Below are 14,714 nucleotides of genomic sequence, written 5' to 3'. Positions count from 1 at the left end.
GCTGTCTGCCTCCTTACATTACTTTTGCTTCTGTTTTTAATAAAGAAATGAGTTCTTTTGCTTGCTGCCCCAATTCTCCTTCAAGAATTCTCCCTGCACCTTTAACCGGCGGTAAAAAAATATCGAGCATTTTTGATTTTGCCTTAACATCCTCTTCTAAATCTAAATCATCCAAATCGAATGTTTCAATTTGCTTTTTCTTAGCCTTCATAATACCGGGCAAAGAAGGATAGCGGGGTTCATTTAAACCTTGTTGGCAAGTAACGAGCAACGGCAGCTGGGCTTCAACGGTTTCGAGATCTCCTTCGACATCCCGTTCGATCAGTGCTTGATACCCATCAATGGTTAATTTCGTAATGGAGGTGACTGCAGGAATGCCAAGTTCTACCGCAAGCCTAGGTCCGACCTGTCCAGAACTGCCATCTACCGTTACATTTCCTGCTAAAATAATATCCGCCTCTTTGTCTTTAAGGAATGCGGCTAAAATGGCTGCCGTGGAGAATGAATCTCCATCTTGAATTTCTTCATCATTTATAAGAACAGCCTTATCTGCTCCCATGGCAAGAGCAGTTCGAAGTACTTTTTCGGCTTCGTCTTCTCCAACCGTCACAACCGTCACTTCACCGCCATGCTTTTCTCGAAGGACAATCGCCTCTTCAATGGCATATTCATCGTACGGGTTAATGATAAACTCAGCTCCACTTTCATCCACCTGTCCATCACTGATCATAATTTTTTCTTCGGTATCAAACGTACGCTTCATGATGACAAAAATATTCATCTGTTCTCCTCCTGTTCTTCGTTCTTTTCTAAGTAGTAGAACATTACATTCATCCACAACTCGAAAAAGATCTATAAAGTTAGTAAACTAACATTTTCATAGCAATTAGCCCTGTTTTTAAACTTGTAAATTTTCAACAATCGTTGTTATTCCCATGCCTCCGGCGATGCAAAGGGAAACAAGTCCATATTTTTCACCGCGTCGTTCCATTTCGTGCAACAACTTGGTTAGGAGAATCGCCCCAGATGCACCAATCGGATGGCCTAAAGCGATCGCGCCTCCATTGACGTTGATCTTATCTAAAGGAATATTCCATTCTTTAATGACCGCTAACGATTGAGCAGCAAAAGCTTCATTCAGTTCAATCACACCGATATCATCGAAGGTGAGATTTGCCATTTTTAAAGCTTTCAAGGTGGCTGGCACAGGTCCAATTCCCATCATTTCAGGGGAAACACCCGCTGCTGCCTGTGCAATAATTCTTGCTTTCGGCTTCATGCCGTATTGGTTTGCTGCCTCTTCTGACATGAGAAGCAAGCTTGAGGCCCCATCATTTCTTCCGCTGCTATTTCCGGCCGTAACCGTTCCGTTTGCTTTAAAAACCGGTTTTAAGGTTGATAGTTTTTCAAAGGATGTTTGGCGTGGGTGCTCGTCCCGTTCAAATCGAACCGGTTCCTTTTTCCTTTTGATCTCGAATGGCACAATTTCTTTATCAAAATAACCTTTTTCCATCGCCGCATGAGCCAGTTCTTGGCTGCGGGCGGCGAATTCATCCTGCTCCGTACGGGAAATTTGGTATTTTTCCGCTAAATTTTCCGCTGTTATTCCCATATTCAAATTCCCATAAACCTCAATTGGCTGTGACCGTGGTTGGCTTTCTGTGTTTGGATCTAAAATCTCCCCATTCCCTGCCCCAAATCCATAACGGGCATGCCGAATATAATACGGAGCAGTGCTCATGCTCTCCGCACCGCCGGCAACGACCACATCTGACAGCCCACATTGAATTTGCTGTACAGCATTATTCACAGCTTGAAGACCTGAGCCGCATTGACGATGAATGGTGTAGCCAGGTATTTCGATTGGATATCCAGCCCGCAACAAGGAAAGTCTTGCCAGATTAGAAGAATCTGCACTTTGTTTCCCCTGTCCTAAAATCACTTCATCTACTGCACTCTTATCGATTCCTGTACGTTGAATAATTTCATCCAATACTTTTGCAGCCAAAAAATCTACCTGGACATCTTTTAAGCTTCCTCCTAAACGACCAATACCCGTTCGAACGGAATCAACAATCACCGCATTTTTCATTTGCTACCCTCCTGAAGGTTATAATTATAGAACCCAGCTCCTGACTTCTTCCCAAGTCTTCCCGCTTTCACATATTTCGTTAGAAGTGGGCATGGACGGTATTTTTCTCCTAATGTTTGATACAAATACTCCATATTTCGCAAACGGGTATCCAACCCTACAAGATCTGCCATTTCAAGGGGACCCATAGGATGGTTTAGGCCTAATTTAATGGCTTTATCAATATCAGCAGCCGATGCAACGCCTTCCATAAGCATATTCATCGCTTCATTTCCAATTAAACAGTTCATTCGGCTTGTTACAAAGCCAGGGAATTCATTCACTTCAACCGTTTCTTTTTTCATTTGTTCTGCAACCTGGCGGACTGCCTCGTATGTTTCATCCGAAGTATTTAACCCTCGGATAATTTCTACTAGTTTCATTTTGTGTGGCGGATTAAAGAAGTGCATGGCGATACATTGATCAGGCCGGGAGGTTTGAGCTCCAATTTCCGTCGGGCTCATCGTGGATGTATTGGTTGCTAGAATCGTGTGGTGCGGGCAAACTTCATCGAGCTTTTTAAAAATTTCAATTTTCAATTCCATTTTCTCTAGAACAGCCTCAATAACGAGATCTGCCTCTTTTACTGCGTCCTCCAGGCTTGTCGTAAAAGTAATACGGTTAAAACTTTCGATTCTTACTTCCGCTGTCATAAATCCTCGCTCAACAGCCTTCTCCATTTCTTCCCGAATATAAGATTCAGCTTTATCTAATGCTGCAGCACTAATATCCTGCAGCTGAACTTGAAATTCATTTGTACTCGCAGCATAAGCAATTCCTCGGCCCATTAGTCCGCTTCCGATTACAGCTATTTTTTTCATCTTTTCTCCGCTCCATTTTTGTATGCTTTATTGATATAATCCTGCATAAAATACCAATCTCGCAGGATTATATCGGATTAAAATAGGGTTTTAGATTCTACTTTGCAGCAATTGACTATATTTCACTAAGTAATTCATGACACTTACTACTCGTTCTGGAGATGCATAAACAGGGAAGTTTTCCTTTTCGTAGATAGCCATTGCTTTTGGGGCGATACCATCAGCTCCCAAACGCCCTACCACGATTGGTTTGTCCTGCTCTCTCTGAACCTCCAAGATGGCTTCAGCAATAACCGCTGCTCCGGGATCGGCATTGGTGGTCAACATGACAATGACTCCATCGATTTCCTGATCTTCTGCTAATGTTTGCAGCACCTTTTTGAACATTTCCGGCTTAGCAATGACTTCAGCAGTTACATCCACTGGATTTTGGGCTGATCCAAAAGGTGGAATCAATTCTTTTATTTTTTCTGAGCTTTCTGTTAATTCAGGAACTACCATGCCTCTCTCAGAACACAAATCCGCAATGACACTGCATGCTCCACCTGAAGCCGTCAGCACACCGATCCGATTTCCCTTTGGCAGTTTTTGAACGGTAAATGCTCTTGAAACATCAATGATTTCTTCTAATCTCGAAACTCTTAAAGCTCCAAGCTTTTGGAAGGCTGCTGAGTAAACCGCATCATCCCCGGCAATGGAACCTGTATGCGATTGCACGGCTCTTTTCCCGACTGCCGAACGGCCTGTTTTAAACACTAATACTGGTTTCCTTGCGCTTAAAGCTTTAGCCGTTGCTTTTTCAAATGCTGGGAGATCTTTAATCCCCTCCATAAAGACCGTAATAACCTTAGTTAATTCATCGTCAGCCAGTAATTCAATAAAATCAGAGGTAGTTAAATCGGCTTCATTTCCAACACTGACCCATCTACTGAAACCCGCCCCTTGGTCCCATGCACGGCTTAACAGGGCGCTCCCCATTGCACCGCTTTGCGAAATAAACCCGATATTCCCCAGTGGCTTCACTTTGGATTCCAATGCAGCTCCAAAGGCAGTATAGATTTTTTTAGACGGGCTTGCAATTCCAATGGAATTTGGACCTAGCACTCGAATATTTCCTTTTTCCGCAAGCTCCAATACTTCATCTTGCAGTTTTTTCCCTCCTTCGCCAATCTCGGCAAAACCAGAGGAATAAATTATGACAGCTTTTATACCCTTTGATATACAATCCTCCATAACCTGTGGAATACGTTTGGCCTCCACAATAATACAAGCCAAATCAATATCTTCTGGAACCTCTTTGATAGTTGGATAGGCTTTATAGCCTTTTATTTCAGAGGAACCCGGATTAATGGGGTAAAGCTTTCCAGGATACTGATTTTCAATTAGGTAGCGGAAAAGCCGGCCGCCGTTCTTCTTTTCATTTGCAGATGCTCCCACCACTGCTATGGAAGCAGGATTAATCATTTTCTCGAGGTTTACAAGTGATCTTTGTTTTCGAGCGGTTTCTTCTGTTTCGCCCAACAAGATTCTAACATCACAAATGAAAGCCTCTTGGCCTGAAAGGATCACAGGATTTAAATCCAACTCTTCGATTTCCGGCCTTTGTTCTACTAAATCATTTAACCCCAGACAAATATCTGCTATTAAACTCTGATTCAGTCCTTCTTGTCCGCGGTAACCTTTAATGATGGGATACGTTTTTAATTCCTGCAGCATTTCATCCACATCTTTTAAGGAAACGGGCATCATCCTCATGGCAAAGTCTTTCATGATTTCTACAAAGATGCCGCCGAAGCCAATCACTAATTGATGGCCAAAGACAGGATCCTTTTTCACTCCAAAAATCAATTCCGTCCCTTTTGGTGCCATTTTTTGCACGAGAATCCCTGTCATGATTGCACTCTTGTTATAAATGGTAGCGTTTTTCTGGATCTCGATAAACGCTGCTTCCACCTCTACCGCATTTCTGATATTTAATTTAACGATTCCTGCTTCTGTTTTGTGTACAATCTCCCGTGACATCCCTTTCATGACAACCGGATATCCGATTCTTTCTGCAAATTGTACAGCTTCTTGCTTCGTTTTAACGAGTAAAGATTGGGCAACTGGAAGCCCTAAATCTAGTAAAAGCTGGGCCCCTTCATATTCCATTAAAAAATTTGATTTTTCTTCTAATCCAACTGATTCATTATTTCGTGACAACCTTTTCCCCTCCTGTTTTGGGTTTTCTTTGGCTAAATTTCATACCAAACACATCTTCGGCAATTTTATTTTTTAACATTTCAGGTGTACCCCCGGCAATCATCCATCCTCTTACTCTCCTAAAGATGTATTCCAATGGGTAATCGGTAGAATAGCCATACCCGCCAAAGATTTGGACCGCTTCATTTGCCACTTCAAATGCAGTGGTATTAATGTAAGCTTTTGCCATATTGGCTTCAAGAGGATTCGGAGCCCCTTTATCCGCATTGATTGCAGCTTTATATAATAACAGCCTTCCAGCTTCTAATTTCATTTTCATTTCAGCAATTTTCCATTGGATTCCTTGGAATTCAGCTAACGGACGCCCAAATTGTTCTCTTTCCTTTGCATGCTGTACAGCCATATCAAACGCTGCTTGTGCTAATGCTAATGATCTTGATGTATTTCCCATCCGCTCCACATTAAACATCGTGAATAAACGTTTAAATCCATTATCCGGAACTAAAATATTACCAACCGGTACTTCACAATCCTCAAAATATAAAGCACAATGTTCTTCGCCTGACATATGCGTTTCTGTTTTTCCAACAGTAAAACCAGGGGCTCCCCGTTCAACTAATATAGCGCCAGCGGATTTTACACTATCTCCAAATTTAACCCACACCACATAATAGGAATTATGTGGTCCATGTGTATTAAACACTTTTGAGCCATTGATAATGACCTTATCCCCTGCAATTTTGGCTTTTGTCTGTAAATCAGTTGTTGCAGAACCTGCATTTGGCTCCGACATGGCTACTGAAATAAGCTTTTCTCCAGCTAAAATCGATGGTAAAACTCGATTCTTCAGTTCCTCTGAACCATATGCAGCTAATTGTCGAATGGCTCCAAAGTTTCCTACTTGCAGCATATCAGCTGTACTCGGACATACCTTCGCCACTTCTTCCATTACGATAATAGCTTCGATTAATGACATTCCTTGACCGCCATCTTTAATGGGAAGAGTTATGCCCATTAATCCATTTTCTGCTAGGATCTTAGCATTTTCCCATGGAACCTGATGATTTTTTGTCCATGTATAAGCTTTTTCTCCAAACTTTTCCTTTGCAAAATTTTTCGCCCACTTTTGTAACTCTAATAAGTCCTCACTTAAATTGAAATCCATTGCTCTTTTTCTCCTCTCCCATTATTCACTTATCAGTAAATAACTTGATATAATTGAATACACTTTTTATATATGCAAGAACCATGCCAACACTTAGAATTCATTGATTCTGCTTTATTCTCTGTCTGTTTAATATAGAACTTTAAGATTGTGTTCATTTTTCTAACAAATGCGTTCACACAAATGAAATCAATAATATTCCAACTAATTGTGTTTACTTTCTGAACAAATTTCGTCCACATTTCTAACCCTTTGTTTTATCTAAAAAAACATGTGTCTCCACATGTTTTTTTGATCAAACGTTTTATTATATATCACTTCAATTATTTCCCTTTATAAACTGGTTCTCTCTTTTCCAAGAAAGCACTGGTTCCTTCTATTTTATCTTCCGTACTAAAAAGAATCGATTGAGCAAGTTTTTCTATTGTTAAGGCTGTATGGATATCAGAATCAAAACCTTGATTAATTACTAATTTGGCTAAACGAACGGCCAATGGACCTTTTTTAATAATTTGTAATGCTTTATCATAGACGGTTTCCCATAGATTTTCCATTGGCACTACAGTAGAAACTAATCCAATTTCTTCGGCCTTTTGAGCGGAAATAATTTCACCGGTTATAATCATATCCATGGCTCTGCCTTTTCCTATCATTCTAGCCAATCGCTGGGTTCCACCTGCTCCAGGAATAATCGATAAATTTAACTCAGGAAGTCCAAACTTTGCTTGTTCTGCGGCAATTCGTATATCGCAGGCAAGGGCCAGCTCACAGCCTCCGCCTAATGCATATCCATTTATGGCAGCGATTGTTACCTTACCGCTGTTCTCAATTTTTTGACAGATAGTTGACATACCAGGTAATAGTGGATCGATAATTGTTCTTTGTTGAAGTTGTCTAATATCAGCACCTGCAGCAAAAGACTTTCCACCCTCCCCTGTAAATACAATGACCTTAACTCCTTCATGACTTTCCCATTGATTTAATGCCTGATCTATTTCTTGCAAGGTTTGGGCATCAAGTGCATTTCTAACTTCAGGACGATTGATTTTTATTACCCCGATCGCCCCATCCTTATATACTAAAATATTTTCAAAGTTCATCCGTTTTCCTCCCCAGAATCTCTTATTAAATGTGATAGAGAAAATCCTTCTTGAATTCCAATTGGTTAATATTTTCTACAATCGTTCTTGCAGTTGTTTCTCCAGCAAATGGAATACAATTGGCTAAAAATTTATTCTCTAGCTGCTCTGCTGATAAGGGATTACTCGGTTCTCCTAAAGGATTTTCCACACGTTTCAATAATGTATCTCCATTTTTCAGCGTAATTTCAAGCATTGCAGCTCTTTGGGCAGGATAAGCACGTTCTGCTTCTTTATCTATATATACCGTTACAATTTGAGCTAACCTTCGAATAGATTCATTTGTATCTCTGGGTTCAAAATGATTAATCTCTAATACTGGATAATAGATAGCAGCCGCTATTGCATATGGCAAGCTCATTTGTGCATCCAATAACGTATTAAATTCTTTATGACGATGTAAAAAAGCCATTTGATTTACGCCCACTTTTATTCCTTCTATTTTCTCTGGGTAAAAAGTGGAATACTTTTTGATTTCATATACAGCATCAATCGCAGAGTGAAGATGCCTGCAACAAGGATAGGGTTTAAAATAAATATCCATGATTTCATATTTTTTCCCAAGATCTTCAAACAATCGTTCCACGGAGATTTGATTTCCTGCAAAAGCCTGGAAGATTCCATTCTCACATTCCAGGACTGACTTTGGTCCAGTTAACCCTTTTTTAACCAATTCAACCGCCAAAATGGCATCCCGTGCTGCTTGACCAGGGTGTATTCGCTTCACTTCAGCATTACTTCCAAGAAAAGCAAAGAGTCCTCCTGCAAAACTAGCAGCTACACCAAATGCATTCTGTACCTCCTCTTTGTCCAATTCATATAGAAAACTTACAGCTGCACAAGCACCAAAAATTCCCGCCAAAGGCGTATTATGGAATCCTCTCAGCCTTGAAGAAGGATGAATCGCGGAAGAAATCCGTAAACAAATGTCATATCCTATCACAACAGATTTAGCCAAGACGTCAAATGTTGGTTTCACCTGCTGGGCGGCAGCTAAAACAGCGGGAACAACAACCGCACCTGGATGAATGGATCCGCCAGTATGGCCATCATCCAAGTCTAGGCTATGTGCACTTGTTCCATTGATAAACGCCGCATTTGTTTTTGATAAACCTTTTTCATGTCCAATGACGTTATATTCACCAGGCCCCTCAGATTCTAATAAGTATTGGTAAACCAACCTGCTTACTTCTGTCTTAGAGCCAGTAATCGCCGAACACAAATAATCCAAGAAAACCTTCTTCACTTGTTGTGTCAATTCTTTATCTAAAGAAATGTCTCTTGCGTTTACAACATGGGCAGCTAATTTTTCTGTAGCTTTTATAGCTTCTCGTTCTTTCACTTTAGATTCTTCCATTTTTAGCCAATCTCCTTGTCCTTTTCCTGTCCTTGTTAAGATGTAGCTTCAACATTATCATTATTTTTTGATGCTACATATTTTTTTGTGTTTAATTCCTTATGTGTAAAAGTGACTAATAGGAAAAATATCACGAGTAAACCCAATCCAATCAAATCAGTTATCAAACCGCTATAAATTAAAAGTAATGAAATAACAAGAGCAAAGACCCGTTCATATAAGACGAGTTCTCTCTTAAACCAGCCAGCCAAAGCGGCAGCCAACGTTATGACTCCTATGATTGCCATAAAAAGGCTCAACAAAATATTCCCTAAGCTCCCTTGAGCCAAAAGTGCTGGCCCATAAACAAACATGTAAGGAATCAAAAAGGCTACTAAACCAATCCGAGCCGATGTGATACCGGTTCTTAAAGGATCACTTCCTGCAATACCGGCTGCAGTATAAGAAGCTAAGGCAACGGGTGGAGTAATAGGCGCTAAACAAGAGAAATAAAACACAAACATATGTGCAACTAAGATGTTCACACCTAAATTGATTAATGCTGGAGCAGTAAGCACGGCCAATAAAATATAGGAAGCTGTTGGCGGCAATCCCATACCCATTATGATACAAGCGATCATCGTGACAATAAGTGTCAAAAGAAGTGAATTTTCACCGATATTGACTAATAACGTTGTTAATGTAACACCAATTCCGGTCAAATTAATGACACCCACGACAATCCCTGCCGTGGCACAGGCAGCTGTCACTAAAAGCATAGATTTAGCTGACGATTCTAGCGCTTCTATGATAAATTTCCACTTTATTTGTTTGAAATAAACCACTACATAGGTTCCTACCAGCACAATAATAGAGTAAAAGGCAGAGTTCATCGGTGAGACCTTCGCAAAAACTAACAAATAGATAAGAGTGAATAACCCTGTGTATAAATGTATTCCCTTAAAAAAGATTTTCTTGAAATGAGGAAGTTGATCTTTCGATAGACCAATCATGTTTTTCCTAGCCGCTTCAAAATCAACAAAGGTGAAAATTGATAAATAGTACAGGATAGCAGGAATAATTGCTGCAATCACAATTTTTGAATAGGAAATCCCTGTTAACTCTGCCATTACAAAGGCCCCTGCGCCCATGATTGGCGGCATAATCGAACCGCCCGTAGAGGCAACGGCCTCAATAGATGCGGCAACTTGTGGGGAATATCCAATTTTTTTCATAAGTGGAATGGTAAAATGTCCAATGGATGCAACATTGGCAACCGGGCTACCTGACATCGTACCCATTAACCCACTAGAAACAACCGCTACTTTTGCTGGACCTCCACGATATCTTCCACCCACAATGTAAGCTAAATCGATGAACACTTTCCCAGCCCCTGTTGAATTTAAAAAGGCCCCGAAGATAATGAACATGGCTACAAAGGTAGCGGCAACACCTAACGTTTCACCCCAAAGACCATCTGTTGACAAATAAACGAGCGAAACAATTCTATTTAAGGACATATTCGAATGCTGAAAGATTCCAGGAAAATACTCGCCAAAATAGGCATAAATCAGAAAAATAGATCCAATTAACGCAAGTATATTCCCGGCCACACGCCTTGTTGCTTCTAATACGAGTATCATCGTGGCAATTCCTAATACCATATCCCAAGTATCTGGATTTCCTACCCGGAACAACAAGTCCTCGTAGGTTCGGAAAATATATAGACCTGAAGCAATCGAAAATCCAACTAAAACGAAATCAATCCAGCGAAGATATTTGGATGAATGTATTGGATAAATTAAAAAGATTAAAACCAATACTAAGGTCAAATGAAAGCTCCGCTGCAGCATAGCCGTTAAAACTCCAAAACCACTTGTATAAAGTTGAAAGAGCGATAACGCGACTGATAATAATAGAACAACTGAGGCAATCGCCTTTGAATTTTTTCTTACACTTTCCATTTTACCACCCCTTCTAGCATCCTTTTTTCTAAATATATTTATTTGAGGATTCCCGCCTCTTTATAGTACTTTTCTGCCCCTGGGTGTAATTGAATCAGTTTATTCGTTGCAGTATCCTTTGTTAACTCTTCCATTGATTTATGCGCTTGATGAATGCTATCTAAATGTTCCATTACATATTTCGTAAATTTATAGACGGTATCCTCACTAACATCCGCACGAACAACAAGTTGAGTATTGACAGCCAAGGTTTGAATTTCTTCATTAATTCCTTTATAAGTCCCACCTGGAATGACTTCATGATACATAAAAGAATTTCCTTTTATAACTTTTTGAATTTCTTCATCAGTAAATGAAATTAATTTTATCTTTTTAACAGTTGCTAAATCTTGAATTGCCGGTACTGGAAGACCTGCCCAAACAAAAGCAGCATCAATATGACCATCTTTCATCCCTTCAACGGCCTCGGCAAAAGATAAGTATTGCTGTTTTACATCTTTATCATAGTGAAGTCCCAAATCTTCCAAAACAATTTTTGACTTTACTTCACTTCCACTTCCAGGTGCCCCTACCGCAATGCGCTTGCCTTTTAAATCAGAAAAACTATTAATCTTCGAACTTTCAAATGTCACAAGAGAAAGGGGCTGAGAATACATAGAGAACACCCCACGAATTAAATCTTTATGTGACTTCCCCTGAAACTCTCCGGTTCCATCGAAGGCACCTTGTGCACTGTCTCCACCTAACATCGCCATTTCCACTTCTTTATTTTCCATTAATCTAACATTCTCAACTGATCCTCCGGATGCTTGATTCGTAATTCGAATACCAGTTTTACTATTATTGATTTGTTTTGCGAGTGCTGCTCCAATTGGATAGAATGCACCACCCGTCCCGGCAGTTGCAATGGTAATGTTCTTGTTAGAATTTTTGGAAACCGTAGAGGAACCACAACCTGCTAATGCTAGAATCAAAACAGTCATAATAATCAATACACGAAATTTTTTTGGCTTAAACATTTCTTTTCCCCCTTATCGAATTTGAATGAAAGTACTAAAAATAGTCATTAAAAAAATTTTCCATTAAGCAACCATCCTGAAGACACTTTTTAAATGGCTATTCTCATAGGTTTCACCTCCCCAATCCTAAATGAACGCAAGAACTGTACCATTTTAAAAATATTAAAATTTACCTCTATTTTGAACACTAAGAAATTTCAGTCTTTTATGTTTGAACGAAGTGTAAAATATTTATATTGTTTGGAAGAGAAAAGGATATCACAACGGTCAGATAACGCTTACAAAACTGCTCCTATTCGAACTTCATTCCTATCTTCCTGAAAATACAGGGGCCCGTTTCTCTAAAAAGGCTCTAACCCCTTCTTTATGATCTTCTGTGCCCCGTAAAATGGTATGCCCATCAATCTCCATTTTTTGTACATCTTCCAGTTTTAAATGAGCGGAATTGTTAATAATCATTTTTGATGAAATAAAGGCTTGTATTGGTCCTTCCATTAGTTCTTGTCCTAAGTTTAATGCCTTTTCATGCACCCTTCCTTTCGAAACGACCTCTTTAACCACCCCAAGGAAATGAGCTTCTTCTGCGGTAATAGTTGCCCCTTTCCATATCAACTCTTTTGCCTTCCATTCACCCAATAATCTTGGCAGATGATAATGGAGACCCAAATCTGGAATTAAACCTACATTTTTAAACGAAAGGAAGAGTTTGGTTCCCTCTTCTGCAAGGATCAAATCCGAGGCTAAAGCCAAACTAATACCAGCCCCAGCCACATAACCATGGACAGCAGCTATCGTAATTTTGTTCAATCTTCGAATGCTTTCGATTATTTTTGAAGATTCCTCCATATTCCTTTTTATTTCTATTAGATTGTGCGTATCAGCCATAGCCTTAACATCCCCACCGGCACAGAACGCTCTACCTTTACCAGCAAAAATAACCACACCAATATCAGCATCTCTTTCTAGATTCCGCAATGTGTTTAATAGTTCTTTTTTCAATTGCAGACTTAACGCGTTTAATGAGTTAGGCTCATTTAAGTAAATCATCGCTATGCCATCCTGCTTTTCAACCAATACACTATTTCCCAATTCCCTTTCACCCTCCCATTACTTTTAATAAACAATATAGCAAGATTCATGCCAAAAACATTTCTCATTACCTCCAAACTTAAATTCACTCTCGAAATTACTTTGATATAAGCCTATCTATGAAACCCCATAGATTTCATCCAATCATGAATTACACTTTATTTTTTAGATTGACGTAAAAAAACGACCACTTTTCTGTGTTCAAAAATAAAACCTTTCCCTGTTTTATGTTCAATTTATAATCATGTAAGATTTTGTAAAACATGAATCCATGTTTATAAATGGGGCTTCTCCGTTATATTCCTTTCAGATAAATCCAGTTTTTTATTCTCTGATTTTTGCTTCTCTGAGGGGTCAGTCATTCTTTTTGCTGTCAGGGCACCGATTATAAGCAAAAATGCTTTTAAAAAAAAGATAGGTCCTAGACCAATTACATTGCTTAAGCTGGCAAAAAAGAAAGGGATAATGGTTTGAGCCAATCGATTAGAAGCTAATCGAATTCCTAGCACTTCTCCTGTCATCCCATGAGGAGATGCATTGAAGGCAAGAATGATTGTCAAAGGCTGCGTCACTCCCAACCCGGCTCCTAATATAAGAGCTGTACAAAATAACAATACAAATTGCTGCATAAAGGGGATACTGCCATATGCTAATGCCCCAATCCCCATAAAAACCCATAAAATGGTGATTCGGCCGTAATGTTCGACTAATTTTGGCATAAAAAATCGAGATAACGTATTTCCAAGCGATTGGGCCGCTAAAAGCCAGCCAATCTGAGATGGCCTAAATCCCAATGATTGAGCAAATAACGGAAAATAAACGTAAAAAATATCTAACGCAGATAAAATGACCATACTGACCAGTATGGTCCTGCTTAAGCTAGGGATTAATAGTAATTCTTTAAAGCCAATTGTAAATTTTTGCTTAGATTGATTCATTGTTCTTTTCGAAGTCGGAACAAATAAGGAAATGAATAAAGAGACCAAAGGTACAAGAGCAAGAAGTAAAAATGACTGTCGAAACCCGAAATGCTCTGTAGCATATCCGCCAAATACTGGACCAAGTAGCATTCCAATCGACGAAAAGAAGCTGAAAGTTCCTACTGCCCTATCCCGGTTTTGATTAGAAGCTGACTTGTTTACTCCATTTTGGATGGATAATATCGCCAGCAGTTGAGATGCTCCTAAAAGAATCTGTGAAAGATATAAACTTGGAATCACTGGAAATATGAATGGCAGGGACAAGGATATCAGGATTCCCAATGATCCAATAAATAATGGAATTCTCTCGCCATAGCGATCAATATATCTTCCAGCAAAAATCGCCATTACTAAAGGTGTAATGGAATAGCAAGCTGTTATCAAACCTATTTCGTACATTGACGCATTCAGCTCTTCAGCGAATAAAGATGTCATCGGCCTTGCCGCAAAAACAGGGATAAAAACAAAAATAACAGCTGCAAAAAACAAGGAAATGGGATTTTTCATAACTTCTCCACCTTACTTCTTTAATTACAAGATTCATTCCAATCAATACAACTATAAAACTTGCAAGAAATGTACCAATCTATTTTTACTCTTCTATTTAAGGTCCTTCTTGTCGTTACTGTACAATTTTGGACGTTCAAAATGTAAACGAAAGTGTTAAGAATATGAATTTTTGAAATTATGTCATTTATCAATTTTATTGATATATCAGAAAAATAAGCCTTGGCAATAATTTTGCAAGACTTATAATAAAAGAAGATTAGAAGCTAAATAACAAATGAAAGTGTTTTCGATTTATGATCACTCTTAAAAAGCAAGATTATATAATCTTATAAGGTAAAAAGCTAAAACGCTTACACAT

At 39.2% G+C, this 14,714-nt stretch carries 11 protein-coding genes; all 11 read right to left on the bottom strand.

Annotation, left to right across the window (positions count from 1 at the left end):
* Window positions 1-13: 13 nt before the first annotated feature.
* Window positions 14-781, bottom strand: coding sequence for an electron transfer flavoprotein subunit beta/FixA family protein (locus BDR01S_RS08100; protein WP_066251338.1), 768 nt, complete (start codon window positions 779-781; stop codon window positions 14-16).
* Window positions 782-898: 117 nt separating this feature from the next.
* Window positions 899-2,092, bottom strand: a complete 1,194-nt coding sequence (locus BDR01S_RS08095; protein WP_066251336.1) for a thiolase family protein — start codon at window positions 2,090-2,092, stop codon at window positions 899-901.
* Complete coding sequence (locus BDR01S_RS08090; protein WP_066251335.1) at window positions 2,089-2,952, bottom strand: 3-hydroxyacyl-CoA dehydrogenase; 864 nt, start codon at window positions 2,950-2,952, stop codon at window positions 2,089-2,091. Before BDR01S_RS08090 ends, BDR01S_RS08095 begins: the two co-directional genes overlap by 4 nt.
* A 90-nt stretch (window positions 2,953-3,042) precedes the next feature.
* A complete protein-coding gene (locus tag BDR01S_RS08085; RefSeq protein WP_066251332.1) occupies window positions 3,043-5,154 on the bottom strand; it encodes an acetate--CoA ligase family protein in 2,112 nt (703 codons plus the stop codon).
* Window positions 5,141-6,319, bottom strand: a complete 1,179-nt coding sequence (locus BDR01S_RS08080) for an acyl-CoA dehydrogenase family protein (protein WP_066251330.1) — start codon at window positions 6,317-6,319, stop codon at window positions 5,141-5,143. Before BDR01S_RS08080 ends, BDR01S_RS08085 begins: the two co-directional genes overlap by 14 nt.
* A gap of 323 nt (window positions 6,320-6,642) precedes the next feature.
* Entirely contained in the window at window positions 6,643-7,419 is a 777-nt protein-coding gene (locus BDR01S_RS08070) for an enoyl-CoA hydratase/isomerase family protein (protein ID WP_066251324.1), read from the bottom strand.
* A gap of 25 nt (window positions 7,420-7,444) precedes the next feature.
* Window positions 7,445-8,815: an MmgE/PrpD family protein gene (locus BDR01S_RS08065; RefSeq protein WP_066251321.1), complete on the bottom strand. Its 1,371-nt coding sequence runs from the start codon at window positions 8,813-8,815 to the stop codon at window positions 7,445-7,447.
* A gap of 35 nt (window positions 8,816-8,850) precedes the next feature.
* The gene (locus tag BDR01S_RS08060) at window positions 8,851-10,758 is read right to left on the bottom strand and encodes a TRAP transporter permease (RefSeq protein WP_066251318.1); all 1,908 of its coding nucleotides are present in this window, start codon (window positions 10,756-10,758) and stop codon (window positions 8,851-8,853) included.
* A 38-nt stretch (window positions 10,759-10,796) separates the two neighbouring features.
* Window positions 10,797-11,777, bottom strand: coding sequence for a TAXI family TRAP transporter solute-binding subunit (locus BDR01S_RS08055; protein WP_066251317.1), 981 nt, complete (start codon window positions 11,775-11,777; stop codon window positions 10,797-10,799).
* A 309-nt stretch (window positions 11,778-12,086) separates the two neighbouring features.
* Window positions 12,087-12,866: an enoyl-CoA hydratase/isomerase family protein gene (locus BDR01S_RS08050; protein ID WP_066363114.1), complete on the bottom strand. Its 780-nt coding sequence runs from the start codon at window positions 12,864-12,866 to the stop codon at window positions 12,087-12,089.
* A gap of 275 nt (window positions 12,867-13,141) precedes the next feature.
* Window positions 13,142-14,353: an MFS transporter gene (locus tag BDR01S_RS08045; RefSeq protein ID WP_066251314.1), complete on the bottom strand. Its 1,212-nt coding sequence runs from the start codon at window positions 14,351-14,353 to the stop codon at window positions 13,142-13,144.
* Window positions 14,354-14,714: the final 361 nt, after the last annotated feature.

Origin of the sequence: Neobacillus drentensis NBRC 102427, assembly GCF_001591445.1 — a bacterium.
In the GTDB taxonomy this organism is placed as follows: Bacteria; Bacillota; Bacilli; order Bacillales; family Cytobacillaceae; genus Neobacillus; species Neobacillus drentensis.
This window is presented reverse-complemented; position numbering and strand designations above follow the sequence as displayed.